This is a genomic window from Paramesorhizobium deserti (assembly GCF_001558695.1).
Taxonomy (GTDB): Bacteria; Pseudomonadota; Alphaproteobacteria; order Rhizobiales; family Rhizobiaceae; genus Paramesorhizobium; species Paramesorhizobium deserti.
Genome location: NZ_LNTU01000012.1, coordinates 422,469 through 447,490 on the forward strand (window position 1 = coordinate 422,469; position 25,022 = coordinate 447,490).

Genomic DNA, 25,022 nt, shown 5'->3' on the forward strand with positions numbered 1-25,022 from the left:
GTCTGATAAAGATACTACCTGGCTGCCGACCCATGCAACCGACATAAATCCCGCGACTTTCTGGTGCCGCTACAAAGCTTAGTCAATTTTCGGCAAATGTGAACCCTCTGCCATGTGAAATATCGCGCGTTTAATCGTCATATTTCACATAGGCGAAGCGCTGGTCGGTGGCAGGCGTACCCTCGAGTGCGGCGCCCTCTTTTCCGGGCTGCCACTGGACCACCTCTTCGATCTTTCGCGCCAGCTCGAAATCCCTGTCCGTGATGCCCTTCGCATCATGCGACATCAAAATGACCTCGACCCAGGCATAGGACGCCTTTAAATCGGGGTGGTGCCAGGCGGCCTCCGCCAGATGGCCCACCGTATTGATGACCATCAGCGTCCCCTTCCAGCCATGCGTCTTGTATTTGCGGCGGATCCAGCCGTTCTCGTAACGCCAGTGCGGCAGTTCCTTCTGCAGCCGCGCAACGATCTCCTCCTCCGAATAGGTTTTTGCCTTGGGCTTCGTCTCGCTGCTCTGATCGGCCATCGCGGAAATCCTCCTGCAATTCTGTGCATCCGGCTTGCGTCCTGATCGAAAGACGATATCATAAGTCAGGGCCCGATTTCTGAAAAATGCGTTCAAACGTATACGAGAACGAATGTCGGACTCCGTCTCCATAAAAGTCCCTGCCCGTCTGCATCTTGGTTTTCTCGACATGCCGAGGAAGGATGGCGGCCGTTTCGGCAGCATCGGCCTGCCGCTTGAAGATATTGCAACGGAACTGACGATTTCCCGCGCCCGCGAAACATCGGTCGAAGGCGAAGAACGCGACCGCGTCACCGATCACCTCATCCGGCTGTGCGAGCAGCTCGGCCTTCGGGGGCAGCATCGTATCGTCATCCACAGGACCATTCCGCGTCATGCGGGGCTCGGCTCGGGCACGCAGATCGCGCTGGCGGTCGCCGCGGCGCTGCGCACCCTGCACCGGCTGCCGCTCGACAGCCGCAACGACGCGCTGCTGCTCGGCCGCGGCACCCGATCGGGCATCGGCATCGCGGCCTTTGAAAAAGGCGGGCTGATCGTCGATGCCGGCCGGTTCCACCAGAGCCAGCCGCCGACGGTTATCACCCACATCCCCTTCCCCGAGGATTGGCGCGTCATCCTCGTTCTCGACGAGAGGACGCAAGGCATTCACGGCGAGGCGGAGATCGAGGCCTTCCGTACCCTGCCCGCCTTTCCCGACGCCAGTTCCGCCGCGATCTGCCGGCAGGTGCTGATGGGGGTCATACCGGCGCTCATCGAACAGGATATCGCCGCCTTCGGCAAAGCTGTCGAGGCCGTGCAGACGGAAATCGGCGCCTATTTCTCCCCCGCCCAGGGCGGCGCCTTCACCAGCAAGGCGGTCGGCGCGACCCTGGCGAAACTCAAATCCGCCGGTGCGATCGGCATCGGCCAGAGCTCATGGGGACCGACCGGCTTTGCCTTCGCACGGTCACAGGCCGAAGCGAGGCGGATCGTCGATGCGATCGGCGAGCCGGATGCGGTCTCCATCCGGATCGTCCCCGGCAGGAACGGGGGAGCGGAGATCATCCGCAGCACCCTCGACCTCGTCTCGATGTAAACGGCAACAGAACCGATGGGCGCCACAACCATCGAAAGGAAGCGGAAGACGTGACCCGCAAGACCATTCTCCACATGCTGACGCCCTTGCGGCAGATGAGCCCGTTCGACGTGAACATCGCGATCGACGCCGGCTATGACGCGGTCGTCCCCTATACCGATGTCGGCCTGTCAGATGTCGGCAATCTCGTCCAGGATGCGATCTTCTCGCGCCCACCCGACGCCGGTGTAGCGACCGGGATTTTCCTCGCAGGCAAGGACGCCCCGACGGGGCTCGATATGCTCGACGCCGCGAAAAAGGCCATGGTGCCGCCGTTCGAAATCTCGGTCTTCGCCGATCCGGCGGGTTCCTTCACCACCGCCGCGGCGATGGTCGCCAAGGTGGAGAAGGCCCTTGCCAAGCACCATGAGCGGAGGCTTGCCGACGTTTCGGTGGCGATCTTCGGTGCGACGGGCGTCGTCGGCTATTGCACGGCGGTGATCGCGGCCAGCGAGGGCGCCGATGTGAAGATCGTCGGCCATGACGGGTTGCGCCGTGTCGAGGAGATCGCGGCGTCGATCAAGGATCGTTTCGGCGTGACGGTGACGCCGGTCGACGGATCGAGCGAGGAAAAGAAGAGCGAGATCGTCAAGGGCGCGAACGTGCTGCTGGCCGCAGCAAAAGCCGGCGTGCAGGTCATCTCCACGGCGCAGTTGCAGAATGCGCCCGATCTTCTGGTCGCAGCCGATGTCAATGCCGTGCCACCCGCCGGCATCGAGGGGCTGAAGGTCAACGCCAATGGCGAGCAGCTCGACGGCACAAAAGCCATCGGCATCGGCCCGCTCTCCATCGGTAATGTGAAATACAAGACGCAATCCGGCCTGTTCGTCCGCATGATCGAGGCGAAAAAGCCTGTTATCTTCGATTTTCGGGACGCCTTTACCCTTGCCCGCGACCTTGCAAAATAATTCCCCGGTCCTGATCGCCGCGATCTCCGGCCGTTCGCTTGCCGCCGCTGCGTGCCGCGCGGGCTTCAGGCCATTTGTCGCCGACTTGTTCAACGACTCCGACACGCTGCGGCTTGCCGAACGCGCGATCAGACTGCCGGGCAACCTGCAGACGGGCATCGAGCCCGACGGGCTCGTGGAGCGGCTGGCAGCACTTGCCGACGGCGACGTTCCGCAGGCCGTGATCTATGGTTCGGGCTTCGAGCGGACGCCTGAGATGGTGGACGCGATCGCCCGGCACTTCTTCGTCGCCGGCAACAGCGCCCGGACCATGCGCGCCGTCAAGGATCCGGCGAGCCTTGCCGCTCTCTGCACTTCGCTCGGAATCCCGCACCCGGAAATCCGTATGGACCGGCCTGAACGCCTCGATGGCTGGCTGATGAAGCTTGCCGGCGGCGCCGGCGGCTCGCATGTGACGCTTGCCGGCGCCGGCGCAGACAAGCCGGACCGTTATTTCCAACGTTTCGTTGAGGGGAGGAACATTTCCGCGCTCTTCATCGCCGACGGGAAGGAAGTACGTCTCATCGGCTTTAGCCGCCAGTGGTCGGCACCGTCGGAAACCTCCCCCTACCGTTATGGCGGCGCGGTGCGGCTTCTGCGCTACCATAAACGCAAGCGCGCCCAGATCGGCGCATGGCTGACGATGCTGACGGCGCGGACCGGCCTTGTCGGGCTATGCTCGGCCGATTTCATCGACGGTCCGTCCGGCCTCTGGCTGATCGAGATAAACCCGCGCCCCGGCGCGACGCTGGATATCTTTGACAGCAAGGAAACGCCACTGCTACGCGAGCATCTCAACGCCGTGCGGGGCACCACCGTGAAGCGTCCTGCCTATGCCGGATCGGTCGCCTCGGCGATCGCCTACACCTCCCATCCCATCCAGCTTTTCCCGCCAATTGAATGGCCCGATATGACGGCCGATCACCAGCCTCCAGGCTCCGTGCTTGATGCCGGTGATCCCGTCTGCACCGTCTTTGCCAGCGCCCGCTCGGCCGCATCAGCCGAACGGGCCGTCAAAAGCCGTATCAGGGCACTGGCAGCTCATTGGAAAGAAGGTTCCCCATGAGAACCGCAGAGATAACGAATGGACAGGCATTCCTGAACCGCAACGCTCAGCGTATCGTCGACGAGATGCTCGAGAACGCCGAACGGCTCGGCGTCGCGCACAGCCGTGGCCGCATGGGGGAGCATCTGATCGATGCGGGGGCGAATGCACCAGGCGGCATCGATGCCGGCCTACGTGTCGTCGAGATCTGCATGGGCGGCCTCGGCACGGTTTCCGCGCAACTCGACCGGAGCGGCGGACGATGGCCGCTCGGCATCAACGTTCGCTCGTCGCAGCCCGTCCTTGCCTGTCTTGGCAGTCAATATGCCGGCTGGAACCTCTCTCATGGCAAATATTTCGCCATGGGCTCAGGGCCGGTCAGGGCGCTCGCCCGTACCGAGCCGCTCTTCGAGGAAATCCCCTATCAGGAGCCGAATGCGCGATCGTCGGTGATCGTACTGGAAGCCGCCTCTCCGCCGCCGCCGGAGGTGGTGGAGAAGGTCTCGCGGGCGACGGGCCTGAGGGCCGAGGCGCTCACCTTCATCTATGCGCCGACGCAGAGCCTCACGGGCTCGGTGCAGATCGTCGGCCGCGTGCTGGAAGTGGCGCTGCACAAGGCGCATGATTTGAAATTCCCGCTCGATGCGATCGTCGACGGCGCCGGCTGTGCGCCGCTGCCCGCCCCCCACCCGGATTTCCTCAAGGCCATGGGCCGGACAAACGACGCCATCATCTATGGCGGACTGGTGCAGCTCTTCGTGCGCGGCCCGGCGAGCGATGCGCGCGCGCTTGCCGAAAAGCTCCCCAGTCGGACGTCACGCGATTACGGCCAGCCCTTCGCCGACATCTTCAAGGCATTCAAGGGCGATTTCTACGCCATCGACCCGCATCTCTTCAGCCCGGCCGAGGTGAGCGTCACGGCGGTCGAAAGCGGCGAGACTTTTCGCAGCGGCGGACCTGATCATGCAATGCTGGAGCAATCCCTTGGCTGAAATGACTGATGTAATACTGATTTTGTCGGACCGGCCGGACGGCCAGGTGAAGCAGCTCTCCTCTTCCTTCCACAAGCTCGGCATCAAGACATTGTCGATGCATCTCGCCGATATCGGCTTCGATAGCCGGTATCCCTCGGGCATCGCCGTTCCCGGCCTCGAGGGCGCCCTGCCCGCAGCTGTCGTCGTGCGTTCCGTCTCGTCAGGCACGTTCGAGGCGATCACGCGCCGGCTCGGCATCCTGCACGCCTTCGCCCATCTCGGCATTCCGGTCTGGAATTCTGCCAAGGCCATCGAGCGCTGCGTTGATAAATCCACCACCACTTTCCTGCTGGCGCAGGCCGGCCTGCCGACGCCGGAAACATTCGCGGTGGAGAATTTGCAGAATGCGCGGGCGATCGTCGAACGCGAGATCGGCAAGGGGTCGCTGGTGCTCAAGCCGCTGTTCGGATCGCAGGGGCGCGGCATCCGCCTGATCAACGGGCCGGAGGACCTGCCGGTGACGGAGGAAGTGGACGACGTCTATTATCTCCAGCGTTTCGTGGCACGCGCCGGCCCGCCCTTCCGCGACTATCGCGTCTTCACCTCGAACGGCGAGGTTCTGGGCCAAATGGCGCGCTGCGCCGACGGATGGATCACCAACATCGCCAAGGGCGCGAAAGCAGAAGCGGTCACCGGCCCGCTACAGGTAAAGCTCGAGGCGCTTGCGCTCGCCGCATCGAAAGCGATCGGCACCGATTTCGCCGGCATTGACATCATCCCCGCGGCGGACGGGGGGCTGCTTGTTCTCGAGGTCAACAGCATGCCAGCCTGGAGCGGGTTGCAATCGGTCGTGCCGGTGCGCGTCGCCGATTGCATTGCTGGAGCGCTTGCCGCCCGCGTTTTCCCGCATTTGGGCGAAAGACCGGCGGCGTGACACTGACACGCGACCAGATCAGAGAGGCTTATATCGCGGCCTGCCTTGGAGAAATCCAGGCGCTGAAGCCCGGCAATGTGCACCGCTTCGCCGACGGCCACCGCATGACGGCGACGCAGTTCCTCGACAGCGCGGCAATTTCCGCCGGCCCGCTGACCGATCCCGCCTTGCGCGTCGGACGACGGATCCGCGACGCGGTTGCGGCAACGCGCGCGCATATCGGCACCAACACCAATCTCGGCATCCTGCTTCTCTCAGCGCCGCTCGCCAGGGCGGCAGAATATCCTAGCCCCGATCTCCGCCTCGATACGTCACGGGTGCTCGACGGGCTCGACCACGACGACGCGCGTGACGTCTTCGCGGCCATCATGCTGGCGCAGCCCGGTGGGCTTGGCTCCGCGGAAAAGCACGACGTTTCGCAAGAGCCGCAGGTCGGACTCAAAGAAGCCATGCAGGAGGCGGCGCATCGCGACATGATCGCCCGGCAATATGTCACCGGCTTCGCCGATATCTTCGACACGGGGCTTTCGGCCCATGCGGCGGCGCTTGCACGCGGTGAAGATGGCATGTGGCCTATTGTCTTCGTCTATCTCGATTTCCTCTCTCGCTTTCCCGACAGCCATGTGGTGCGCAAGCATGGCACAGCGATTGCTGAAAATGTGCGGGCCGAGGCGGAGGCGATACGGGCACGTGTTCTGGACATGGAGGACGGCACGGAGCGGGAAAAACGGCTGCTGTCCTTCGACACGCGGCTGAAGGCTGATGGCATCAACCCCGGAACCTCCGCCGACCTGACGGTAGCAACGCTTTTTGCAAAGAACATCATCAACTTGGTCTTGCATAATCGCGAGGTAAGTGGTTGAATTTTGGTCGGCGGGAATTTTCTTCCGCTGCTATCTGGCCAACCGACCCGCCTCAAGGGTGCTGTGAACAAGGATAGCTGTCCATCGAGGACCCGAGTCTCTCGACGACGGCATCTTTGGACAAATGCATTTTTGGAAACGGTTTAGGGAGGAATTAGGCTGTGGCGAAAATCACTAAGGTAATGGTTGGCGAGTCTCTGATCGGTGACGGCAATGAAGTTGCCCATATCGATCTTCTCATCGGACCACGCGGCAGCGCCGTGGAATCCGCTTTCTGCAATGCTTTGACCAACAACAAGGATGGGTTCACTTCCCTCCTCGCGGTTATCGCGCCCAATCTGCCCTGCAAGCCGAACACGGTGATGTTCAACAAGGTCACCATCAAGGGCGCCAAGCAGGCGGTCCAGATGTTCGGCCCCGCCCAGCACGGAGTTGCGAAAGCGGTGCAGGACAGCGTTGCCGAGGGCATCATCCCCGCGGACGAGGCCGACGATCTCTTCATCTGCGTCGGCGTCTTCATCCACTGGGAAGCCGAGGACGACGCCAAGATCCAGGATTTCAACTATCGCGCGACGAAGGAAGCGATCGAGCGTGCGGTGACGGGCAAGCCGACCGCCGCCGAGGCAACCGCCCAGCGCGACACGGTCAAGCATCCGTTCGGAGCCTAGACAAGAGACAACCCCGCACAGAGCACGCCCTCTGTGAAATCGGATGGCCTGATGCGCCGGTTGGCCAAACTCCTGGGCTTTCAACGATAATGAGAAAAGGAGGGAGAAATCCCTCCTTTTGGTATTAGCATAGGCCGAGCCGGGATTTTCTCCTTCGTCGGCCCACTCCATCTCACCCTCCACTTGGCCGGCAGGCAGCTAACCAACGAAAGCGGCTCACTTGATTAAGTCCGCGACTGCCGCAGAAACCTATGGAATTCATCGCTTTTCATGCACCTATTTGATGTCGCCATTGCCGCCTTTGCTTTTTCACTGTTCGCATCAGGGGCTGCCGAAGCCAAGCGCGTCAAGTGGAGTGACTGCGATCCCGGCGGTATCCAGTCCCTCTCCGTGCCGGATCCGGTTTCGGGGCGGTCTTATAACGTCGAGATAAGCCTGCCGTCCGGCTACGACCACGATGCATCGACACGTTATCCCATAATATATCTGGCTGATGGCGATCGCGGGACACGGCCTGTCGCCTGTCAGATCAGGGAGCTTTATGAAAAGGGAACTCTCGCGGAGGAACCCGTCCTGGTAGGCTTGTCATACGCGAAAGGCGAGAACTTGGACGTGAGCCGCAAGCGCGACTACACCCCCGTTCCTCGCAAACCCGGCGACACCGCCTATGGCGGAGCTGAGGCCTATCAGCGCTATCTTCGTCGAACCGTGATTCCCTTTGTCGAAAGCCGCTATCGCGCCAATCCCGATCGGCGCATCTATTTGGGGCATTCCTATGGGGGGCTTCTGGGCGCGCGCATCCTGCTAACCGAACCCGACCTCTTCCACACCTACATACTTGGCAGCCCATCCATCTGGTTTGCGAACCACGCCATTCTACGGTTCGAGGCCGACTATGCCAAAGCCAACAGAGACTTGAAGGCGGACGTCCTGCTCTTTGTCGGTGGAGACGAAGTCAGTCGCTACGACCCTGGTCGTGGTGGTAATACCCAAGATATGGTTGGCGATATGAGGGCGTTCGAGTCACGGCTTCAGCAGCGTGGCTACCAAAGCCTGACGATCAACTCTCTGGTCGTGCCGGGCAAAAACCACCGCAAAGTCTTTCCCCCCGGCTTAACCTGGGCCATCACCGCCGTGCTCGGTAGGGCGACGCCACGATAGGCTCTGTTCGCCGAGAACATGTCAACCTTACGGACGAATGTCGTTGGCCAAAGCCTTAGCGTCGGATTCCGCCTCTCCCGCAAATGACCCTATGAAATCCGCGACCGTCTCCGGCGTGAGCGTGCCGTCATGCAGTGCGGTCGCCACCAGCGCGCCGGCTATGCCCATCTCCTCGAGCCGCTCCAGATCGCGGTCGTGGCGGACACCGCCTGCGGCGATGACCGCGCGGTTCCCTGCACGCTTTTTGATCGCCTCCAGCCGTTCGAAATCGGGCCCCGCCCCTGCCCCGACCCTTGCGAGCGTCATGACGATCACGCGTGAAGGCCACAGCGTCTCATCGGCGAGAATGGCGGATGGCCCCAGAAAATCATCGCCGCGAAAATCCAGCGACAAGGCGAGTTGCGGGTGCTCGTGAAACGCCTGCAGCATCGCCGTATCGGATTGGGATTCGGAGCCAAGCACCGGCACGACGCCTTCCAGGGCGAGCGCTGCTTCGAGATCGCCCTTTCGGCAGAACCCGGCATCGAGCCATACGGAGGATCGTGCGAGCAAGGGCGTCAAATGATTGAAGTCGCCGGTGCCTTCCGTCCGTCCCTCGATCCGGTCGAGATCGGCTACATAGAAGGCGGGGAACGGAAAAATCCTCTCCAATCCGGCTGCGATATCGCCGATTTCAGCCGTTGGGCTGAGCGGCGTTTCGATCGGTCGGTAGCTGTCGCGTTCGCCCTTGCGGGCACGCACGATAAGTCCGCCTTTGATGTCGAGAACGGGAATGATAAGCACTTAGAAAAACCGAGGTTTGAGGATGATGCCCGCCATGAAAGCCCGAAACGGAACTGAAGGAAAGAGCCTCGTCACGGGGTGGGACATCGGCGGCGCGCATCTCAAACTTGCCCGGTGCCTGGACGGTGAGGTCCTCATGGCCCGCACTATGATGACGCCGATGTGGCTCGGCACCGACCGGCTGAAGGAAGCGCTGAAAAGCCTCGCAGACCTACGCGCCGAAGGTGGCAGTAATGTCTTCACCATGACGGGCGAGCTCTCCGACGCCTTCCCCTCGCGCGATGTCGGGGTCGCCACCCTTCTCGATCTTATCGAGGAGGCGTTCGGCACGGATGGAACGCTGATCTATGCCGGCCGCTCGGGGCTGGTGGACCTCGCCGCCGCGCGCCAGCTTGGCGGCGATATAGCCTCGGCCAACTGGCATGCAACGGCATCGCTCAGCGCGAGGCTGGTGGGCAACGGCATCTTTGTCGACATGGGTTCGACCACGACTGATATTCTGGCCATGAAGGATGGAGCCGTCATTCATCAGGGTTATTCCGATGCCGAACGCCTGCTGACCGGCGAACTTGTCTATACCGGCGCAGCGCGCAGCGCGCTGATCGGCATCGCGGCGCTCGTTCCAGTGCGAGGCCGCATGACGCCGCTGATGAACGAATATTTCGCCAACACAGCCGATCTCGGCCGCATTCTCGGTACGCTCGACGAGGCCGACGACCAGTACAGGGCGGCAGATCATGGCCCCAAGACTTTTGCGGGCTCGGTCGAGCGGATCGCGCGCATGGTCGGTCGCGACAGCGGCGACCTTGATGAGCGGGAATGGATCGACATCGCCCGCTGGTTCAGCGAGCACCAGCTGCGCATGATCCATGACGGGGCATTCCGCGTGGCGACGCTGCTCTCAGCGGACCCGAAAGCACCTGTCGTCGGCGCCGGCATCGGCCGTCCGCAGATCAGGCGCCTCGCCGAACGCCTCGAACGGCCCTATGTGGATTTCGGCGCGCTGATCCCGGCTAGCGAGGATGCCCGCAATGACGCCAGCAAGGCCGCGCCGGCAACGGCCGTAGCGCTGCTCGGCGCCCGGCATCTCGTTTAGAGCGATTCACATTCAATCGGAAGCGCCGGGGTAGCTGGATGCCCCTCATCCGCCTGCCGGCACCTTCTCCCCGCAAGCGGGGAGAAGGAGGAAGCGGCAACGCCGATGCCCCCTCTCCCCGTTTTTACGGGGAGAGGGTAAGGGTGAGGGGCAAATAGAAAGCGTTTCTGTCAAGCAGGAGACGCTCTATACAGATTTGCCTTTCATATCAGCGGCATCGCGGTGGTCCTCAACGCGCTGCATCAGCCAGGACCAGGCGAGGCACTCGTCCGGGCCGGCTGTCTTTTCCATCGCAATGTTGAGATAGGCGAGTTCCGCGTCGATCTTCTCCTGAGGCAGCATGTTGAGCCGGCTCACTAGGATCGCCAGTTCCAGCACGGCCGCCTTGGCGCGGTTCATGCCGGTGAAAGGCGCGTGCATTCCCTCCGACACCACTTCGCAGGAGAAACGCGGGCGCAACCCGTCATCCGCGACGGATATCACCTTGAGGAGGGAATGGCTCAATGCCGATTTGAGGCGGGGGACGGGAGACTCCTCGACCGGCACCACCGGCCAGTCCTTTCGCCCGGTCAGGCAGCCAGCGAAGACGAGCATGTCGTCCGTATAATTGGCGACGGCATAGGGAACGGCGGTGAGATTATCCAGCGTCTTCGAAGGGCGGAACGGCGCGATGACCCAGCCCTCCCCCTCCTCAATAATGCCGAGCGGCGCGATATGCACGAGGCCATCGGCATCGACTGTTGTCACGATGGTTTCCCTGATATAGCTCACGACATATCCTTCTTCGCACGCAGCGTATGCCCGGCTTTCGCAAGCCGTGTCCTGTCCTCCTCCGGCCGGGGCGCCGCCACGCCCCAGGAGAGCGGCTCGTCCTGAATATACCGTTTGCCGAGTTTCCAGGCGAGTTCGGCCTTGGTCAGCTCGGCGCCGAGATAGAAGGCATGCGCGCCGTCATTCTCGACATCGAGGCCGGGAAAAAGCTCGAACGCATCCTGCGCCACCCGGTGGCCGTTCTTATTGAAGATATGGATACCGTCAGGCGCGGTCATGATGCGGTAATTGGCGTCACGCACCGCCTGCGCCAGGGCATCGATATCCTCCTTGCTGTTGGGATAGGGCTTGCGGTCGTGCACCTGCAGGAGCCCGGCATCGTAGCCGCGCGGCAATGCGTGATCCCGCTTGGCGGCAAACATGATGCGGCGGGCGATGTCATGCTCCTCGACGGTGCGCACCGTATGTGGGCTGACATGGACCACCAGCACGTTACGGATCATGAGCTCGGAGCAGATGCCGGAAAGCACCGCCGTTATCCCCGACGTATCGGCATCCGTCAGCTCGGTCAGATTGCCAGTTCCCATCATCATCTCGACCTCCGGCCAGCGGCGGCGGGCTTCGAGGAAGCGGCCGAGCGAAGCGGCGAAGCCGAAATGGATCGGGTCAAGAACCGGATCCGCGATAAACGATATCCCCGCGGCCTGCGCCGCATCGATGGCGCATCCAAGCGAATCGAGGTCGCCCGGATTTGCCGGGATCAGGATCGGTATGGCGCCGTGATCATAGGCAAGGCCGATCGTTTCCTCGGTGAGGCTCAGGAGAAAATCCGCCCCTGTCCTGGCCCCGATTTCGAGCTCCTCGACATTGGCGGAATCGACACTCACCGCCAGGCCGTGCGCCTTCAGCGCCTTGACGGCATCGGCCAGATGCGGGAACGGCGTTTCCGGCAGGCAGCCGAGATCGATCACATCAGCGCCGGCGGCAGCGAGTTGTGAAGCCTGTTCGACGATCGCGTCGACGCTCATCATCGAAGCATCGACGATCTCCGCGAAGATGCGCAGCTCGTGCTGGGAGAGATCTACGGGCTTTCCCTGCCGCCCTAGATAGACGGGCAGATCGGCCAGTTCGTCCGGGCCGCGCTCGAACGGCACGCCGAAAAAGCCGCTCAAGCGTTCGAGATTGCCCCTGAAGCGGCCTGGCAGCACGACCCGGTCGGCCGCCACGGGCTGTTTCAGGCGGCGGACGATGATCTCCTCCGTCATCAGTGCCGCGACCTTCACGCCGATATCGACAATCTCATGGGAAAAGGATGTCTGCCCCAGATCGGCGAGCACCCGCTGCAGCCGCGCATGGGCGAGATGTCCCGTCAGGAAGAGGAGCCGCTCAGCCATCGCCCGAAAGCTCCTTCTTCCGCCGCTCCACCGCTTCCTGCAACTCCGCCAGAGATTCCACGACGTGGGTCCGCTCGAATTCCTTGAGGCGTGCCGTATTCTGGAGATCGATCGGCCTGGGATAGACTTTGACCAGCCCGCTGGGCGCCATGGTTTCAAGCTCCGGCGCCGTATCGCAAGCAAAGACGATGGAGGGCACCAGGCATTTGCCCGCCTGGGCATAGACATTGGTGGCGAGCGTATCGGAGATGCCGACGACGCATTTCGCCACCGTGTTCGACGTGGCGGGGGCAATGACCACCGTGTGATAGATGCCGTGATAGAAGCCGCCGACCGGCACGGCGCTCGCCGTCTTGTCGTGCAGAACGCGCATGGTATCGGGAAAATCGAGCTTCAGCTTGTACATGCGCAGCACTTCATTGGCCGCCTTCGAAACGAAGATGTCGCAATGCTCAAGCGTGCGGATCAGTTCGAAACTTTCGACGAAGAAATGGCCCGAGCCGGTCAGAACCCACGCCCAGCGCGGCGTCTGCAATTTTGTCATTGCCCGAATATCCCCTCATCGGCCATTTCGTTGTGCATGATTACCCCCGGAATATCCGCCAGAGGCAAATTCCCGGCGATATTGCCAAGCGTCTGCGGCCCCGCGATGTGGAGAACAATCTCAGACCGCAGCATTTCAGGCAGCAGCGGGTCGACAATGCCCGATCTGACAAGGCCGGCAAGGTTGATATGCTGTAGAAAACCATTGGTCTGCTTGATGAGAAGCAGCCGCTCCGCACCCCATTTCCCGCAGAACCAGGCGGCAAGCGAATCCGAGGTGACGTCCCATGAACGGGGAATGTCGGGTGCATCCCATGTCATCTGGGACGGCAGCCAGACGGGGATGCCGCCCACCTTCAGCGTGTGCCGGATCGCCGGCCAGGAACGGCACGGGCGCAGCCGCTGATGGCGCTCGGCGATCACAAGACCGAACTGGTCCATGGCGAGGATCGCCATGTCGTGGGCTGCATCGTCCGTATAGGCCAGAGGGTCCTGCAAGGCGCGCACCTTATCGGCAAAAGGCCCACCGCCCGGCACGATGACCAGCGGGAACCGTGCCATTGCAAGAACATCCACCCACCGCTGCAGTTCTTCATGCCCAGCCGTGCTTCCTCCCAGCTTCACGACCGCAGCCTTCATGACCGGATACCTTTTCTGCCTCCATGGGCATCTATCGTTCCGGGGTTTGTAGAACTGCGCGGCTTCGATGCGCTCTGCGTCTCCCGCTTGCGCTCGATCTCGACGCCGACGCCGCCCGGCCCCAGTTCCAGCTTTTCGGCACGCACCACCACACGGGTGACGCGGGGATGCTCCAGCACGAAGGCGGCCACCTGCTCCGCCAGCGTTTCGGCCAACTCGATATGGCCGCGCGCGACGATGGTCCTGATTCCGTCCATGATCAGGTCGTAAGAAACAACGTGGCGCATATCCTCGGGGTTTGGCGTCACGCGCAGGACATCGGCGGTCACGTCGAAACGCACCTTCTGCGCCTTGCCATGCTCGAAACTATAGGCGCCGATCTGGACCGGCAGGACGAAGTCGCGCACGAAGATCTTGTCGGTACCGAGCTTGGAATCTTCCGGATTGGGGAAATATCCCCTCGCCGCCAGCAGCTTGTAATCGATGCGTGAGGCACCGGTATCTGGCATCTCCTCCTCCGGGATGAGCGCCCTGATCCTGACCGTCGCCGCCTCGTCGATTTCCGCATTTCGCTTCTGGTTTTCGCATAATGCGCCGCGAAACCCTAGAAAATCGGGCGAAAAAACCAGCAGTCTCGGTATATCCGGCGCCTCCAGCGAGCCAGCCACGCCCGATATCAGCGATTGGTCGTGCGCGGCCTTGACGAAATCGCCTATCCGGCCGGGGGCGAGATGATCGAGGAGCCGCCCACGCGACTTGTCAGCCGTATCGATCATGACGCCATGGAAGCTGGCCGCGGCGAAGGCCGCAGGCAGATCGTCGGGATAGGCATGGTCGGCAAAGAGAACGGCGATCAATTTCTTGTGTTCGGCAAGTCCGGCCAGCGCCTCGATGCACTGAGCCAGACGATCCGACGGGAAAAAGCCGATCTTGATATAGTCAACGCCTGTCGCGGCGATCGCCTCGACCTGACGCTCAATGGTTTCCGGCTCCATGGGCAGGTCGCCGCAGGCGGCGCTCACGGGCCTCACACCCGCAACGAAATCAACCACTTCCCTGATCGTTTCAGGCGCCACCGCGCCAAGCGCCCCGTTTTCGGGATCCTTCAGATCGATGATGTCGGCCCCACCTTTCAGGACGATTTCCGCTTCCCGGCGGTCGCGAACGCTTGCCAGCATCTTCGTCATGACAGCGCCTCCCGGCGCTCATTCCGGGAAAAGATGAGCTTTTGACTTGAGATTGTAGCCAGGTTGTTTAAAACCATAGTGGGCACCTTTGATCTGAATGCAACCGCCACCGCATCGGTGACGGCAAGTCTATATGGTATGATCATGAAGAGCGTGGTGCCAAACACTCTTGTGTTTTTATTCGGCCTTTTTTTCTTCTGCGTCAACGCACCCGAAGTTCAGGCCCAGCAATCTTCGACGGAAAAGGCTGGAAAGCCGACCGTCGATATCAGGATCGGCTATTTGCGCGCCTATGAGCCGCAACTGGCTCTGTCGGTCCTCGATATTCCGCCGCGCGACGAAGGCGTGGCGGGCGCGGATGTCGCCATCAACGACAACAACACGACGGGGCGATTCCTAGGCCAGAGCTTCACGCTCGACGTCAAAGAGACGAAATTCGATGCCGATGTCGTGCCCGCCTTCAAGGAGATGGTGGAGCGTGGAGACCGCTTCATCCTGACCGACATATCGGCCGCGCAACTGATGTCGATCGCCGATCTCGCGCGGGACAACGGCGTCCTCATCTTCAATGTCGGCGCCACCGATGACAGCCTGCGCGAGGAAAACTGCCGACCCAATATCTTCCATACCGCGCCCACTCGCAGCATGCTGGCTGACGGACTCGCCCAATATCTGGTCTGGAAGCAATGGCGCAAATGGGTGCTGCTCTACGGCTCGCATGAGCGCGACCAGCTCTATGCCGATGCGATCCGCCGCGCGGCGACACGTTTTGGCGCTGATATCGTCGAGGAACGTCTTTACGAGGATCGCGGCACCGCGCGGCGCACCGATAGCGGCGTCATCCAGGTGCAGAAGCAGATGCCGGTCTTCACGCAGAACCTGCCGGAACACGACGTCGTCATCGTGGCCGATGAAAGCGAGGTGTTCGGCAGCTATGTGCCCTATCGCACCTGGACGCCGCGCCCGGTCGCAGGCACTGCCGGCCTCATCGCATCGAGCTGGCATCCGGCAAGCGAGCAATGGGGCGGATCGCAGATCCAGAACCGCTTCTTCAAGGCGACCAAGCGCCGGATGCTCTCCAAGGACATGCAGGCCTGGACGGCCGTGCGCATCCTCGGCGAAGCGGCAACGCGCACCAATGGCGACGATCCCGCCAAGATCGAGGCCTTCATCAAGGCGGACGATTTCTCGCTTGCCGCCTTCAAGGGCCAGAAAGTCACCTTCCGCGACTGGAACTGGCAGTTGCGCCAGCCGATTCTGCTTGGCGACGGTCGCGGCGTCATCTCCACCTCGCCGCAGGAGGGCTTTCTGCATCAGCACAGCGAACTCGACACGCTGGGGATCGACAGGCCGGAGAGAAAATGCAGGATGTAAGTATCGAATAAATGGGAGGACATGAATGCGAAGCCACATGAGTATGCTCGCGGTAACGGTGGCACTGCAATTTGCCGCGCAATCCGCTTGGGCCAATATGGTCTATGTCTCGAACGAAAAGGACAACACGGTCACGATCGTCGATTCCGGGACGATGGAGGTGGTCAAGACCATCGATGTCGGCCAGCGGCCGCGCGGTATCACCATCTCGCATGACGGAAAATTCCTTTACGTCTGCGCCAGCGACGACGACACGGTCGAAATCATCGATACGGCCACACACGAGATCGTCGGCACGCTGCCGTCCGGCCCCGATCCCGAGCTCTTCGTGCTCTCACCCGACGGCAAGACGCTCTACGTCGCCAATGAGGACGACAATCTCGTCACCGTCATCAACGTGGAGGGGAAGAATGTCATTGCGGAAATCCCCGTCGGCGTCGAGCCGGAGGGCATGGGCATCAGCCCCGATGGCAAGACCATGGTCAACACCTCCGAGACGACAAACATGGCGCATTTCATCGATACATCGACGCATGAGATCACCAACAATGTGCTGGTGGATTCGCGGCCTCGCTTCGCCGAATTCAAGCCAGACGGATCGGAAGTCTGGATTTCGGCGGAGATCGGCGGCACCGTCTCGGTCATCGACAACGAGACGCGCGAGGTGAAGCACAAGATCACCTTCGAAATCCAGGGGCTGCGGTCGGAGGCGATCCAGCCCGTCGGCGTGCGCATATCCGCCGACAGCAAAAAGGCCTATGTCGCGCTCGGCCCCGCCAACCGCGTGGCGGTGGTTAACGCCGAGACCTATGAGGTCGAGAAATATATCCTCGTCGGCCAACGGGTGTGGCAGCTCGCCTTCACGCCGGATGGCAAATCCATCATCAGCACCAACGGTCTGTCGAACGACATCACTTTCATCGACACGGAGACGGACGAACCGGTCAAATCGGTGACGGTCGGGGCGCTGCCCTGGGGTGTCGTAGTGGCGCCGAACTGATCTTTCTCAAGCAACAAACGGGAGGAAACCATGCTGAAATTCAGCCTTATCGCCTTTGCCGCACTCATCGGGCTCGCCGTCGCCACGCCGGCCACCTTCGCGCAAGCGGATGATGACGACGATGACGATGCACCACAGGCGCAAACGCAGGAGCAACCGAAGGTCACCCGCTCCAGCCAAAACGTTCCCGAACTGATCCTCGGGTCGAAGGACGACAATTTCGCGGTCAATCAGAAGGATTTCGAACTGATCGCCGGCCAGGGCTACCGCTGGAAAATCACCTCCGCCGCGGGGCTCGAATATAAATTCGTCACCGATCTCTTCCGCAATGTCTGGATGAACCAGATCGTCATCAACGATCTGGAAGTGCACATGAACGGCGCGCCGGCATGGCTGGAATTCGATTCCGAAGGCACGATCAACGTGCGGTTCACCACCGTCAGGCCCGGTGAATATACGTGGTCCGTGCCTGATCTGGCGGACAAGGGTATGTCGGGCAAGATCATCATCAAATAGGCCGATCGGTTTCCAATACCCATGAAGCCGAAACCGCTCTATCCTGATCGCTGCAGGCGCGCTCGTACGAATGCCCCTCACCCCTACCCTCTCCCCGCAAGCGGGGAGAAGGAGGCACCTACGTTCCCGCCTCATTCTTCTCCCCCGCCTGCGGGGAGAAGATGCCGGCAGGCAGATGAGGGGCATTCATGAGCGACAATACTGCTATCGCCCGGAGGCAGCCTGATGAACCTCAATGTTGGACGGAGCATCAAGATGCGGCAGGAAACGCCGCCGGTTCCGGCGCTGGAGCTGATCTCCGTCAGCCATACCTACGGCGCGCGAAAGGCGCTTGACGGGGTTTCCTTCACTATTCAGCCCGGGCGCTTCGCCGTGCTGCTCGGATTGAACGGCGCGGGAAAGACGACGCTGTTCTCGCTCGTCAGCCATCTGTTTGCAACGCGCGGCGGCCAGATACGCATTTTCGGTTACGATATCGGCCGCAAGCCAGGCGATGCCCTGCGCCGCCTCGGCATCGTCTTCCAGGCGCGTACGCTCGACCTCGACCTCACCGTGCGCCAGAATCTCTCCTACCACGCCGCCCTGCATGGCATCGGCCCCCGCGAGACGCGCCGGCGTATTGGAGCTCTCCTGGAATCCATCGACATGAGCGATCGCCTGAACGACAAGGCGCGCAACCTCTCGGGCGGGCAGATGCGGCGCGTCGAGATCATCCGCGCGCTCCTGCACCGCCCCTCGCTCCTGCTGCTCGACGAGGCGACCGTCGGTCTCGACGTCAAATCCCGCGCCACCATCCTCGCCGATATCCGCAAGCTCGTTGAAGAAGAAGGCATCAGCGTTCTCTGGGCGACGCATCTGATCGACGAGGTAAGCGATGCCGATCAGGTGATCATTCTCGACAAAGGCAAGCTGATGGCCGATGGCGGCGTCGAGGATGTGGTCGCGGCGACCGGCGCCAGGACGATCAGCGATGCATTCGCCCATCTCATCGGCTCGCCGCCGCCTCCGCCGCCGGAGGAACAGCCATGACGGATATGGTCCACCCTGCCCCCAATGAAGCCATAGCGGGACGCAGCCGCTTCGGCCTCGCTCAATATCTGATCTGCCTGAAGGGTATTCTAGTGCGCGAGGGCCTGCGCTATCTCAACCAGCGGGAGCGCTTTATTTCCTCGCTGGTGCGCCCCCTGCTCTGGCTCTTCATCTTCGCCGCCGGCTTTCGGCAGGTGCTGGGCGTTTCGATCATCCCGCCCTACCAGACCTATGTGCTTTACGAGGTGTACATCACGCCCGGTCTCTGCGGCATGATCCTTCTTTTCAGCGGCATGCAGTCATCCCTCTCCATGGTCTATGACCGGGAGATGGGCAATATGCGCACGCTGCTCGTCAGCCCCTTCCCGCGCTGGTTCCTGCTGGTATCGAAACTGCTCGCCGGCGTCGCCGTCTCGATCATCCAGGTCTATGTGTTTCTCGCCATTGCCTGGTTCTGGGAGGTCAAGGCGCCACTCATCGGCTATCTCCTCATTTTGCCGGCATTGTTCCTTGCCGGGCTGATGCTCGGCGCGCTCGGCATGTTCCTTTCATCGATGATCAAGCAGCTGGAGAATTTCGCCGGGATCATGAATTTCGTGATCTTCCCGATGTATTTCGCCTCCTCCGCCCTCTACCCGCTCTGGCGGGTCCAGGAGGCGAGCCCGCTTCTGCACAAGATCTGCCTGCTCAATCCCTTCACCTATGCGGTCGAACTGATCCGTTTTGCCTTTTACGGCCAGATCGAATGGACATCGCTCGCCGTCGTCGCAGCCTTTACGCTGGTCTTTCTCGGCGGCGCCATTCTTGCCTATGACCCGTCAAGAGGTCTCATCATCCGCAAACAGGATACGGGAGGAAACAGTTGAGACGCTCAACGCTTCTATTTCGCGGGTTCACTGCCCTGCTGCTCGCCGTCGCATCGCCGGCTCCGGTCTTCGCCGCTGCCAATACCGATCCCGATTGGCCCTGCATCCAGCGCAAGGTCCCGCAGCTTTCGATCGCACAGGTTTGGACCGGGCCCGATTTGCCCGAAAGCGCTGCGGACTGGGACAAGGATCCACAAATAACCGGGCTCGTCACCGAGATGGCCGCACGGCGCAACACGATCGAGGAGGCGCAGAAGATGCTGGCGGGTTATGTCGCCAACATTTCCCGGGAAGCGGTCAACGACAGACTGATGCAGGTTTTCCAGGGCCTGTTCGACAGGCTCAATGCCGAGCGCGGGCAGGTCATGTCGGGGATTTCACGCTATGCGGCCAAGCAGCGCGATATGGCGGCTGATCTTCGCAAGGAAGCGCAGAAACTCGATACGCTGCGGGCAAAACCCGATGCCGACCAAGCGGAACTGGCCAGGCTCAACGACCGGGTGACCTGGGAAACCCGCATTTTCGAAGAGCGGACGCAGTCGCTGACCTATATCTGCGAGGTGCCGACGATCATCGAACAACGGCTCTACAAGCTAGCACAGCTTATCAGCCAGGCGATGATCAAGGAGTGAGGATGGTGCGCTTCTGGTGAATGGAAGCGTTCGGCTGTGGTGCTTCTTCACCTCCCTCTGGCTGCCGGCCAGAGGGAGGTGTAAACCAACGGCTCCGAACCGTCATCTAAGACGCAGGCTCCACAACCTTCCCGATCCGCCGATACTGAAAACTATCAGCGCTCCCCGCTGTCTTCGCCGCTTCTTCGATCAGCGCGCCCATGCGGGCATGTAGGGGCGATTTGATGCAAGCAGGGTCCGTCGCCGCCGCATCGCCGGCGATGGCCATCGCCTGGCAACGGCAGCCGCCCCAATCGATCTCCTGCCGCTCGCAACTGCGGCACGGTTCCGCCATCCATCCCGTTCCCCGGAAAGCGTTGAAAGCCGGGGAATCGCGCCAAATGTCGGCAAGGCTCCAGTCACCGAACTGCTCGAAATGCAGGGATTTGATGGTGTGCGCGGCATGGCAGGGCAAGACCCTTCCATCAGGCGCCACCATGAAGGCATCGCGCGCCCAGCCGCCCATGCAGGGCTTGGGATAAAGGGCGAAATAGTCCGGCGCGACGAAATCGATCGTCATGATGCCGGTAAGCCGCTCCTGCGCCTCCTCGACGATCTGCACCTGGCGCTCGACCGATTCCCGGTCGGGCATCAGCGCGTCGCGGTTAAGAAGCGCCCAGCCGGCATATTGCACATTGGCGATTTCCAGCCGTTCGGCACCTAGCGACAGCGCCATCTCGATGAAATCCGGCACCTCATGCATGTTGTGGCGATGGATCGGCGCGTTGATCGTCAGCGGCAGGCCAGCTTCCCGCACGCGCCTTGCCGTCTCGATCTTTTTCTCATGCGCACCACGGTGATTGCCGATCTTCTCCGTCGTCTCGGGCTTTGCGCCCTGGAAGCTCAGTTGCACATGGTCGAGCCCTGCCGCGGCGAATGCCTCGATCCGCCCCTCCGCGATGCCGACACCGGCGGTGATCAGATTGGTGTAGACACCACGTCTGGCCAGACAGGCAATGAGTTCCGCGAGATCACTGCGCAGCGTCGGCTCGCCGCCCGAGAGATGGACCTGCAACACGCCCAGATCCGCCGCCTCTTCGAAAAGCGCGAGCCAGCCTTGCGTTCCCATCTCCCGGTTGGCTTTCAGAAGCTCGACCGGGTTGGAGCAATAGGCGCACTGCAGCGGGCAACGATGCGTCAGCTCCGCCAGCATGGCGATGGGTGGTAGAATGGTTTCTGTCATTGGTCTCCACGCAAATCCGGACGGAGAACTGCTTCGTCCTTTTCCTGGACCTGCTCCAGCGTCACCAGAAATCTGTCCGACCATTCCTGCAGGAATGCCGTCACGTCGTCGGCTATGTCAGCTTCATCCGCGCCGTATTCTTCGGCGAGCGTTGCGATCATTTCCGCAACATCGTGGGTTCCGTCGCAAAGCCGCAGGATGTCGAGGCTGACCTCATTGGGCCAGAATATCCGCTCGGGCGAGAGAAGCGCCCATGCATCCCGCACCGGATCATATTGCAGCCGCGCATGTCGCCTCAGCTTCGGTCTGGACCGCGACGACACTATAGCACGGGTGCGGACGCCTTCCATCACCTCTCCTCTGGATTAAAAGCGCCGGGCGGCACATGGCCCTTGCCGCCATAGGCATAATCGAGCGCATCGAGCATGGCCCAGAGGATATCACATTTGAAAACTAGCGCATCGATCACCGCCTGCTGTTTTTCGGGCGTGGTCGCATGTTCCAGCACATAGGCGAGCGCGAAATCGGCGTCGCGCGAGGCCTGGACCGGACGCGGCTTGAAATAGGCGAGAATGTCCTCCGTCACATAATCATATTTTGCCAGCATGGCCGGCACGCGCTCGCCGATAATGACGGGCGAGAACAGCTCCGTCAGCGACGAGGCGACCGCCTCGAGCAGGCTGCGGTTGGTGCAGAAAGAGAGATAGGCGCCGACGGCGAAACGGGTGGCGGGGAGCGCCAGGCGCTCGCTTTTGACCGCATCGGCGTCAAGGCCGAGCCCTGTCGCCAGCTTCAGCCAGCGGGCGATGCCGCCGCTCCAACCGTCATCGCCGTCATGGTCTTCGATGCGCTTGCGCCATTCCGCGCGAAAGGCCGGATCTTCCGCCCGCGCCAGGATCATCGCGTCCTTGCGCGGAATGACCGCCTGGTAGCAATAGCGGTTGAGCGCCCAGGCCTGCATCTGCGTCCTGGTCAGCGCGCCGCTCACCATCTGATGATGGAGGGGATGGAGATTGTGGTAGCGCGCGGCCCCCACCTCCCGCAGCACGCCTTCCAACTGTGCTGGTGTCAGCCCATCCCTTGCGGCGCTGGCAAAATCTTTCAAAGCCGGATCTCCATTCCGTCATAGCCGACTTCCCATCCCGCAGCCCTGACCGCGGCATGTTCCGCTGAGGCATCGTCGAGAATGGGATTGGTGTTGTTGATATGGATATAGATGCGCCGCCCGATGGGAAGGTCCCCGAGCAGCTTCATCGATCCCGCCTCACCTGCGATATGCAGATGCCCCATGCGGGCGCCTGTCTTGGCGCCGACGCCTGCCCGTATCATTTCGTCGTCGTGATAGACCGTGCCGTCGAAGAACAGGCAGGCGACGCCTGATATCCGCTCCTTCAGGGCGGTATCGATGCGAGCGCAGCCAGGGATGTAGAACGCCGTTTCAGCGGTGCTTTCCGACCCGATGCGCAGGCCGATGGTATCGCCCTCCTCAGTGCCGAAACCCTCGGCCGCCTTCGCCTCGTCTTCCAGGAAAAGCGCTACCTTGCCCGGAACGGCGAAGGTCTCGATGGTGATGCCCGTCGGTTTGCCGCCGGCATCCCGGATATCGGTGCGCTCGCCCAAGGGAAGCCTGCGCCGCTCGACGATGGAGCGGTCCAGCACGTTGAAAATCGAATTGGTTTCGAGAACCTCCAGCACCCGGTCCGTCGCATAGATCGCGAAGGACTGCCGCTCGCGCAGGCTCAGGAGGCCGACGATGTGATCGACATCGGCATTGGTGAGCACCACCGCCCGGATCGGCGTCGCGCGCAGCGGGCCATCCGGCCGTGGCTGCAATTGCGGCGTCGCGGCGATCTGCTGGCGTATATCAGGGGATGCGTTGAACAGCACCCAATCCGTACCATTGGCGCTGGCGGCGAGGCTGGATTGCGTGCGCGGCTGGAAACCCGGCTGGTCTTCCCTCACCGCCCGGCTCAGACGGTAATTGCAGTTCCACTGGGGAAAGCCGCCACCCGCCGCAGAGCCGATGATCTTCAAATGCATTACGTGCACAACCCCACCCTGCCCGCGGCGCAATGCAGCATTGCGCCCGGCACCAGTTCGATCAAAGGATATATCCGCTCCGCGCGAATATTCGCGCGGAGCGGATCGACCATTTTACTTCTTTGCCTTCAGTTCTGCGGAAAGATAGCGTGACATTTCCATTCCTGCAGCGACCTGGCACATGGTCGGCTTGGTCCATGTCTTCTTCATGCTCGTCTCCTTTTCGTTAGATCAGATAGCTGATCTTCGTTTATCATACGCTCATCGCGTACGATTCAGAACCCCAAAGGCACGTTTCGTTGCGTCGGCTGCCCTGCAGCCACCCAGCCATCCGTGCCCAGCGGGTACCAGAGCACTGCGCGATATCCCCATTCCACCGCCCGCTTGGCGGCATTCCAGGACATCCAGCAGTCTTTCTGGCAATAAAACAATACCAGACGATCCCTGTCCTCACCCAGCCGGGACTTGAGCCCATCGCGAAAATAGGTTTCCATTTCCTTGTTGAGCACGCCGTAGCCGACATTCGCCAGCCAGATGCTATCAGGGATATCCTGCCTTATCTTTTCCTTCCAAATGGTTCCCGCGGGAAGGTTTTTCGGTTTCGGATCATACGGGAGAACGTCGACGAAAAGGGCCTGCTTGTTCTTCCAGAGTTCGATGACCTCCTCGGTCAAAACGACCCTGGCGCCCTTCAAAGTCGCCGGAACGGCCGCACGATAATTCTCCATCCGATAATCATCGGGTTCCGGAACGGTTCCGGCAAAAGCCTGCGCCACGGCCCAGAGGACCAGTGCCGAAACGATTGCTGCACCCCACCGGCTTGCCGGCATCTCCTTCTTCTCCCGGCCTCAACCTCTACTGCGTTATCGGCCTGTCCTGCTCGTCTATCAGCGGAACGTGATAATCGAGCAATATCCTGTTGATCTCCTTCTGGTTTTCCTTGATGACCCTGTTCAGCGTCCGCTTCCATTCCTGGTCGGAGGGCCTGACGCCCATCGTAATGCGGAAGGACATCCGGCCCGTCTTTTCCTTCACCAGAGGAATGACGGCGAGATCAGGGTCGATTTCATGCACATAATATCCGCCCATCGGCCCCCACAGGAGTGCGACATCTATGACGCCTTTCTGAAGATCCTTCAGCATGACCTCGGCCATGGACGGCGTAAGACGCGTATCGACCATCAGCGGATAGGGTTTGACATTGTGCATATAGCCGGCATTGGCCAGATTGGTGGCCGGCGGCGTGCGCGCGACGACGCCGATCTTCTTCGTCGCCAGCCGGGGGTCCTCGATCGTTTCGACCCCGTCGAGGCCGCTTCCCTTCTTGTAGATCATGACGTGAGTCGAACGGAAATAGGCGTTGGTGTTCTGGACCAATTCGTCACCCTGCGGATAACCCATGATGATGTCGCAGCGCTTGGCCCCCAGCGTATTGCGCACGAAGCCAGTCACGGTTGGAAACCAGGTATAGGAAACGGATTTGCGCCCCGTCTTGGCGGCGACCAGTTCCGCAAGCTTGTTCTCGAAACCCTGGCCATTCTGGTCTGAGAACGGCATGTTCGACGGATCGGCGCAGACACGCAGGACATCCGGATCCACTAGCTCGCCGGCGGCTCCGAGCCCAGCGCCCTGCGCAAGGGCGGAGGATGGCGCCAGCGGCGCGACCATGACCAGCGCCGCCATCAATCCCATCCA

28 protein-coding genes are annotated in these 25,022 nt (G+C 61.5%); 15 read left to right on the plus strand and 13 right to left on the minus strand.

All coding sequences use genetic code 11. The features are described 5' to 3' along the window. Positions 1-130: 130 nt before the first annotated feature. Complete coding sequence (locus ATN84_RS11125; RefSeq protein ID WP_068881697.1) at positions 131-529, minus strand: 4a-hydroxytetrahydrobiopterin dehydratase; 399 nt, start codon at positions 527-529, stop codon at positions 131-133. A 112-nt stretch (positions 530-641) separates the two neighbouring features. On the opposite strand from ATN84_RS11125, the gene ATN84_RS11130 reads away from it, so the two are divergent. The 8 genes from ATN84_RS11130 to ATN84_RS11165 all read left to right on the plus strand — a co-directional run bounded on the left by ATN84_RS11130 (position 642) and on the right by ATN84_RS11165 (position 8,235). Continuing rightward, positions 642-1,604 (plus strand): beta-ribofuranosylaminobenzene 5'-phosphate synthase family protein, encoded by a 963-nt coding sequence (locus tag ATN84_RS11130; protein ID WP_068881698.1) that lies wholly within the window; start codon positions 642-644, stop codon positions 1,602-1,604. Positions 1,605-1,678: 74 nt separating this feature from the next. Next, positions 1,679-2,551: an NAD(P)-dependent methylenetetrahydromethanopterin dehydrogenase gene (locus ATN84_RS11135; RefSeq protein ID WP_201026362.1), complete on the plus strand. Its 873-nt coding sequence runs from the start codon at positions 1,679-1,681 to the stop codon at positions 2,549-2,551. Next, positions 2,529-3,656, plus strand: coding sequence for an ATP-grasp domain-containing protein (locus tag ATN84_RS11140; protein ID WP_068881700.1), 1,128 nt, complete (start codon positions 2,529-2,531; stop codon positions 3,654-3,656). The genes ATN84_RS11135 and ATN84_RS11140 overlap by 23 nt, the downstream gene beginning before the upstream one ends. Further along, on the plus strand, positions 3,653-4,627 hold the full coding sequence (mch, locus tag ATN84_RS11145) for a methenyltetrahydromethanopterin cyclohydrolase (RefSeq protein WP_068881701.1): 975 nt from the start codon (positions 3,653-3,655) through the stop codon (positions 4,625-4,627). Before ATN84_RS11140 ends, mch begins: the two co-directional genes overlap by 4 nt. Before the next feature lies 1 nt (position 4,628). Continuing rightward, positions 4,629-5,543 (plus strand): ATP-grasp domain-containing protein, encoded by a 915-nt coding sequence (locus ATN84_RS11150; protein ID WP_068881702.1) that lies wholly within the window; start codon positions 4,629-4,631, stop codon positions 5,541-5,543. Next, entirely contained in the window at positions 5,540-6,406 is an 867-nt protein-coding gene (locus tag ATN84_RS11155; RefSeq protein ID WP_068881703.1) for a triphosphoribosyl-dephospho-CoA synthase, read from the plus strand. Before ATN84_RS11150 ends, ATN84_RS11155 begins: the two co-directional genes overlap by 4 nt. Before the next feature lie 161 nt (positions 6,407-6,567). Beyond that, positions 6,568-7,074 carry a formaldehyde-activating enzyme gene (fae, locus tag ATN84_RS11160; RefSeq protein ID WP_068881704.1) on the plus strand — a complete coding sequence of 169 codons (507 nt, stop codon included), beginning with the start codon at positions 6,568-6,570 and terminating at the stop codon, positions 7,072-7,074. Positions 7,075-7,344: 270 nt separating this feature from the next. Then, positions 7,345-8,235 (plus strand): alpha/beta hydrolase, encoded by an 891-nt coding sequence (locus ATN84_RS11165; RefSeq protein ID WP_068881705.1) that lies wholly within the window; start codon positions 7,345-7,347, stop codon positions 8,233-8,235. A gap of 27 nt (positions 8,236-8,262) precedes the next feature. Here the strand turns inward: ATN84_RS11165 and ATN84_RS11170 are convergent, their stop codons facing one another. Next, a complete protein-coding gene (locus ATN84_RS11170) occupies positions 8,263-9,018 on the minus strand; it encodes a HisA/HisF-related TIM barrel protein (protein WP_082766233.1) in 756 nt (251 codons plus the stop codon). A gap of 34 nt (positions 9,019-9,052) precedes the next feature. Here ATN84_RS11170 and ATN84_RS11175 point away from each other — a divergent pair, with 34 nt between their 5' ends. Further along, a complete protein-coding gene (locus ATN84_RS11175) occupies positions 9,053-10,114 on the plus strand; it encodes a hydantoinase/oxoprolinase family protein (RefSeq protein ID WP_068881995.1) in 1,062 nt (353 codons plus the stop codon). 186 nt (positions 10,115-10,300) lie between these two features. Here the strand turns inward: ATN84_RS11175 and ATN84_RS11180 are convergent, their stop codons facing one another. From ATN84_RS11180 to ATN84_RS11200, 5 genes are read right to left on the minus strand one after another with little or no spacing between them, the layout of a single operon-like run. Continuing rightward, positions 10,301-10,885: a DUF447 domain-containing protein gene (locus ATN84_RS11180; RefSeq protein WP_068881706.1), complete on the minus strand. Its 585-nt coding sequence runs from the start codon at positions 10,883-10,885 to the stop codon at positions 10,301-10,303. After that, a complete protein-coding gene (locus ATN84_RS11185) occupies positions 10,882-12,279 on the minus strand; it encodes a DUF6513 domain-containing protein (protein ID WP_068881707.1) in 1,398 nt (465 codons plus the stop codon). Before ATN84_RS11185 ends, ATN84_RS11180 begins: the two co-directional genes overlap by 4 nt. Continuing rightward, positions 12,272-12,823 carry a flavoprotein gene (locus tag ATN84_RS11190; RefSeq protein ID WP_068881708.1) on the minus strand — a complete coding sequence of 184 codons (552 nt, stop codon included), beginning with the start codon at positions 12,821-12,823 and terminating at the stop codon, positions 12,272-12,274. Before ATN84_RS11190 ends, ATN84_RS11185 begins: the two co-directional genes overlap by 8 nt. Then, the gene (locus ATN84_RS11195; RefSeq protein WP_068881709.1) at positions 12,820-13,461 is read right to left on the minus strand and encodes an amino acid kinase family protein; all 642 of its coding nucleotides are present in this window, start codon (positions 13,459-13,461) and stop codon (positions 12,820-12,822) included. The genes ATN84_RS11190 and ATN84_RS11195 overlap by 4 nt, the downstream gene beginning before the upstream one ends. Next, entirely contained in the window at positions 13,458-14,648 is a 1,191-nt protein-coding gene (locus ATN84_RS11200; protein ID WP_068881710.1) for a (5-formylfuran-3-yl)methyl phosphate synthase, read from the minus strand. Before ATN84_RS11200 ends, ATN84_RS11195 begins: the two co-directional genes overlap by 4 nt. Before the next feature lie 156 nt (positions 14,649-14,804). Here ATN84_RS11200 and ATN84_RS11205 point away from each other — a divergent pair, with 156 nt between their 5' ends. The 6 genes from ATN84_RS11205 to ATN84_RS11230 all read left to right on the plus strand — a co-directional run bounded on the left by ATN84_RS11205 (position 14,805) and on the right by ATN84_RS11230 (position 20,065). Continuing rightward, complete coding sequence (locus ATN84_RS11205) at positions 14,805-16,022, plus strand: ABC transporter substrate-binding protein (RefSeq protein WP_244491060.1); 1,218 nt, start codon at positions 14,805-14,807, stop codon at positions 16,020-16,022. A gap of 37 nt (positions 16,023-16,059) precedes the next feature. Further along, the gene (locus tag ATN84_RS11210) at positions 16,060-17,022 is read left to right on the plus strand and encodes a YVTN family beta-propeller repeat protein (RefSeq protein WP_153020187.1); all 963 of its coding nucleotides are present in this window, start codon (positions 16,060-16,062) and stop codon (positions 17,020-17,022) included. A gap of 30 nt (positions 17,023-17,052) precedes the next feature. Continuing rightward, positions 17,053-17,538, plus strand: a complete 486-nt coding sequence (locus ATN84_RS11215) for a cupredoxin domain-containing protein (RefSeq protein WP_068881712.1) — start codon at positions 17,053-17,055, stop codon at positions 17,536-17,538. Between the two features lie 225 nt (positions 17,539-17,763). After that, a complete protein-coding gene (locus ATN84_RS11220) occupies positions 17,764-18,567 on the plus strand; it encodes an ABC transporter ATP-binding protein (protein ID WP_244491061.1) in 804 nt (267 codons plus the stop codon). Further along, entirely contained in the window at positions 18,564-19,433 is an 870-nt protein-coding gene (locus ATN84_RS11225) for an ABC transporter permease (RefSeq protein ID WP_153020188.1), read from the plus strand. The genes ATN84_RS11220 and ATN84_RS11225 overlap by 4 nt, the downstream gene beginning before the upstream one ends. Next, positions 19,430-20,065 (plus strand): hypothetical protein, encoded by a 636-nt coding sequence (locus ATN84_RS11230; RefSeq protein WP_068881713.1) that lies wholly within the window; start codon positions 19,430-19,432, stop codon positions 20,063-20,065. Before ATN84_RS11225 ends, ATN84_RS11230 begins: the two co-directional genes overlap by 4 nt. 106 nt (positions 20,066-20,171) lie before the next feature. Here ATN84_RS11230 and pqqE read toward each other — a convergent pair whose 3' ends face one another. The 6 genes from pqqE to ATN84_RS11260 form a co-directional block, all read right to left on the minus strand. Further along, positions 20,172-21,287, minus strand: coding sequence for a pyrroloquinoline quinone biosynthesis protein PqqE (gene pqqE, locus ATN84_RS11235; protein ID WP_068881714.1), 1,116 nt, complete (start codon positions 21,285-21,287; stop codon positions 20,172-20,174). Then, positions 21,284-21,637 carry a pyrroloquinoline quinone biosynthesis peptide chaperone PqqD gene (pqqD, locus tag ATN84_RS11240; protein ID WP_068881715.1) on the minus strand — a complete coding sequence of 118 codons (354 nt, stop codon included), beginning with the start codon at positions 21,635-21,637 and terminating at the stop codon, positions 21,284-21,286. The genes pqqE and pqqD overlap by 4 nt, the downstream gene beginning before the upstream one ends. After that, complete coding sequence (gene pqqC, locus ATN84_RS11245; protein WP_082766234.1) at positions 21,637-22,392, minus strand: pyrroloquinoline-quinone synthase PqqC; 756 nt, start codon at positions 22,390-22,392, stop codon at positions 21,637-21,639. Before pqqC ends, pqqD begins: the two co-directional genes overlap by 1 nt. Continuing rightward, positions 22,389-23,327, minus strand: coding sequence for a pyrroloquinoline quinone biosynthesis protein PqqB (gene pqqB / locus ATN84_RS11250; RefSeq protein WP_068881716.1), 939 nt, complete (start codon positions 23,325-23,327; stop codon positions 22,389-22,391). The genes pqqC and pqqB overlap by 4 nt, the downstream gene beginning before the upstream one ends. A 275-nt stretch (positions 23,328-23,602) precedes the next feature. Next, positions 23,603-24,157: a PQQ-dependent catabolism-associated CXXCW motif protein gene (locus tag ATN84_RS11255; protein WP_068881717.1), complete on the minus strand. Its 555-nt coding sequence runs from the start codon at positions 24,155-24,157 to the stop codon at positions 23,603-23,605. A gap of 25 nt (positions 24,158-24,182) precedes the next feature. After that, on the minus strand, positions 24,183-25,019 hold the full coding sequence (locus ATN84_RS11260; protein WP_153020209.1) for a substrate-binding domain-containing protein: 837 nt from the start codon (positions 25,017-25,019) through the stop codon (positions 24,183-24,185). Positions 25,020-25,022 lie beyond the last annotated feature (3 nt).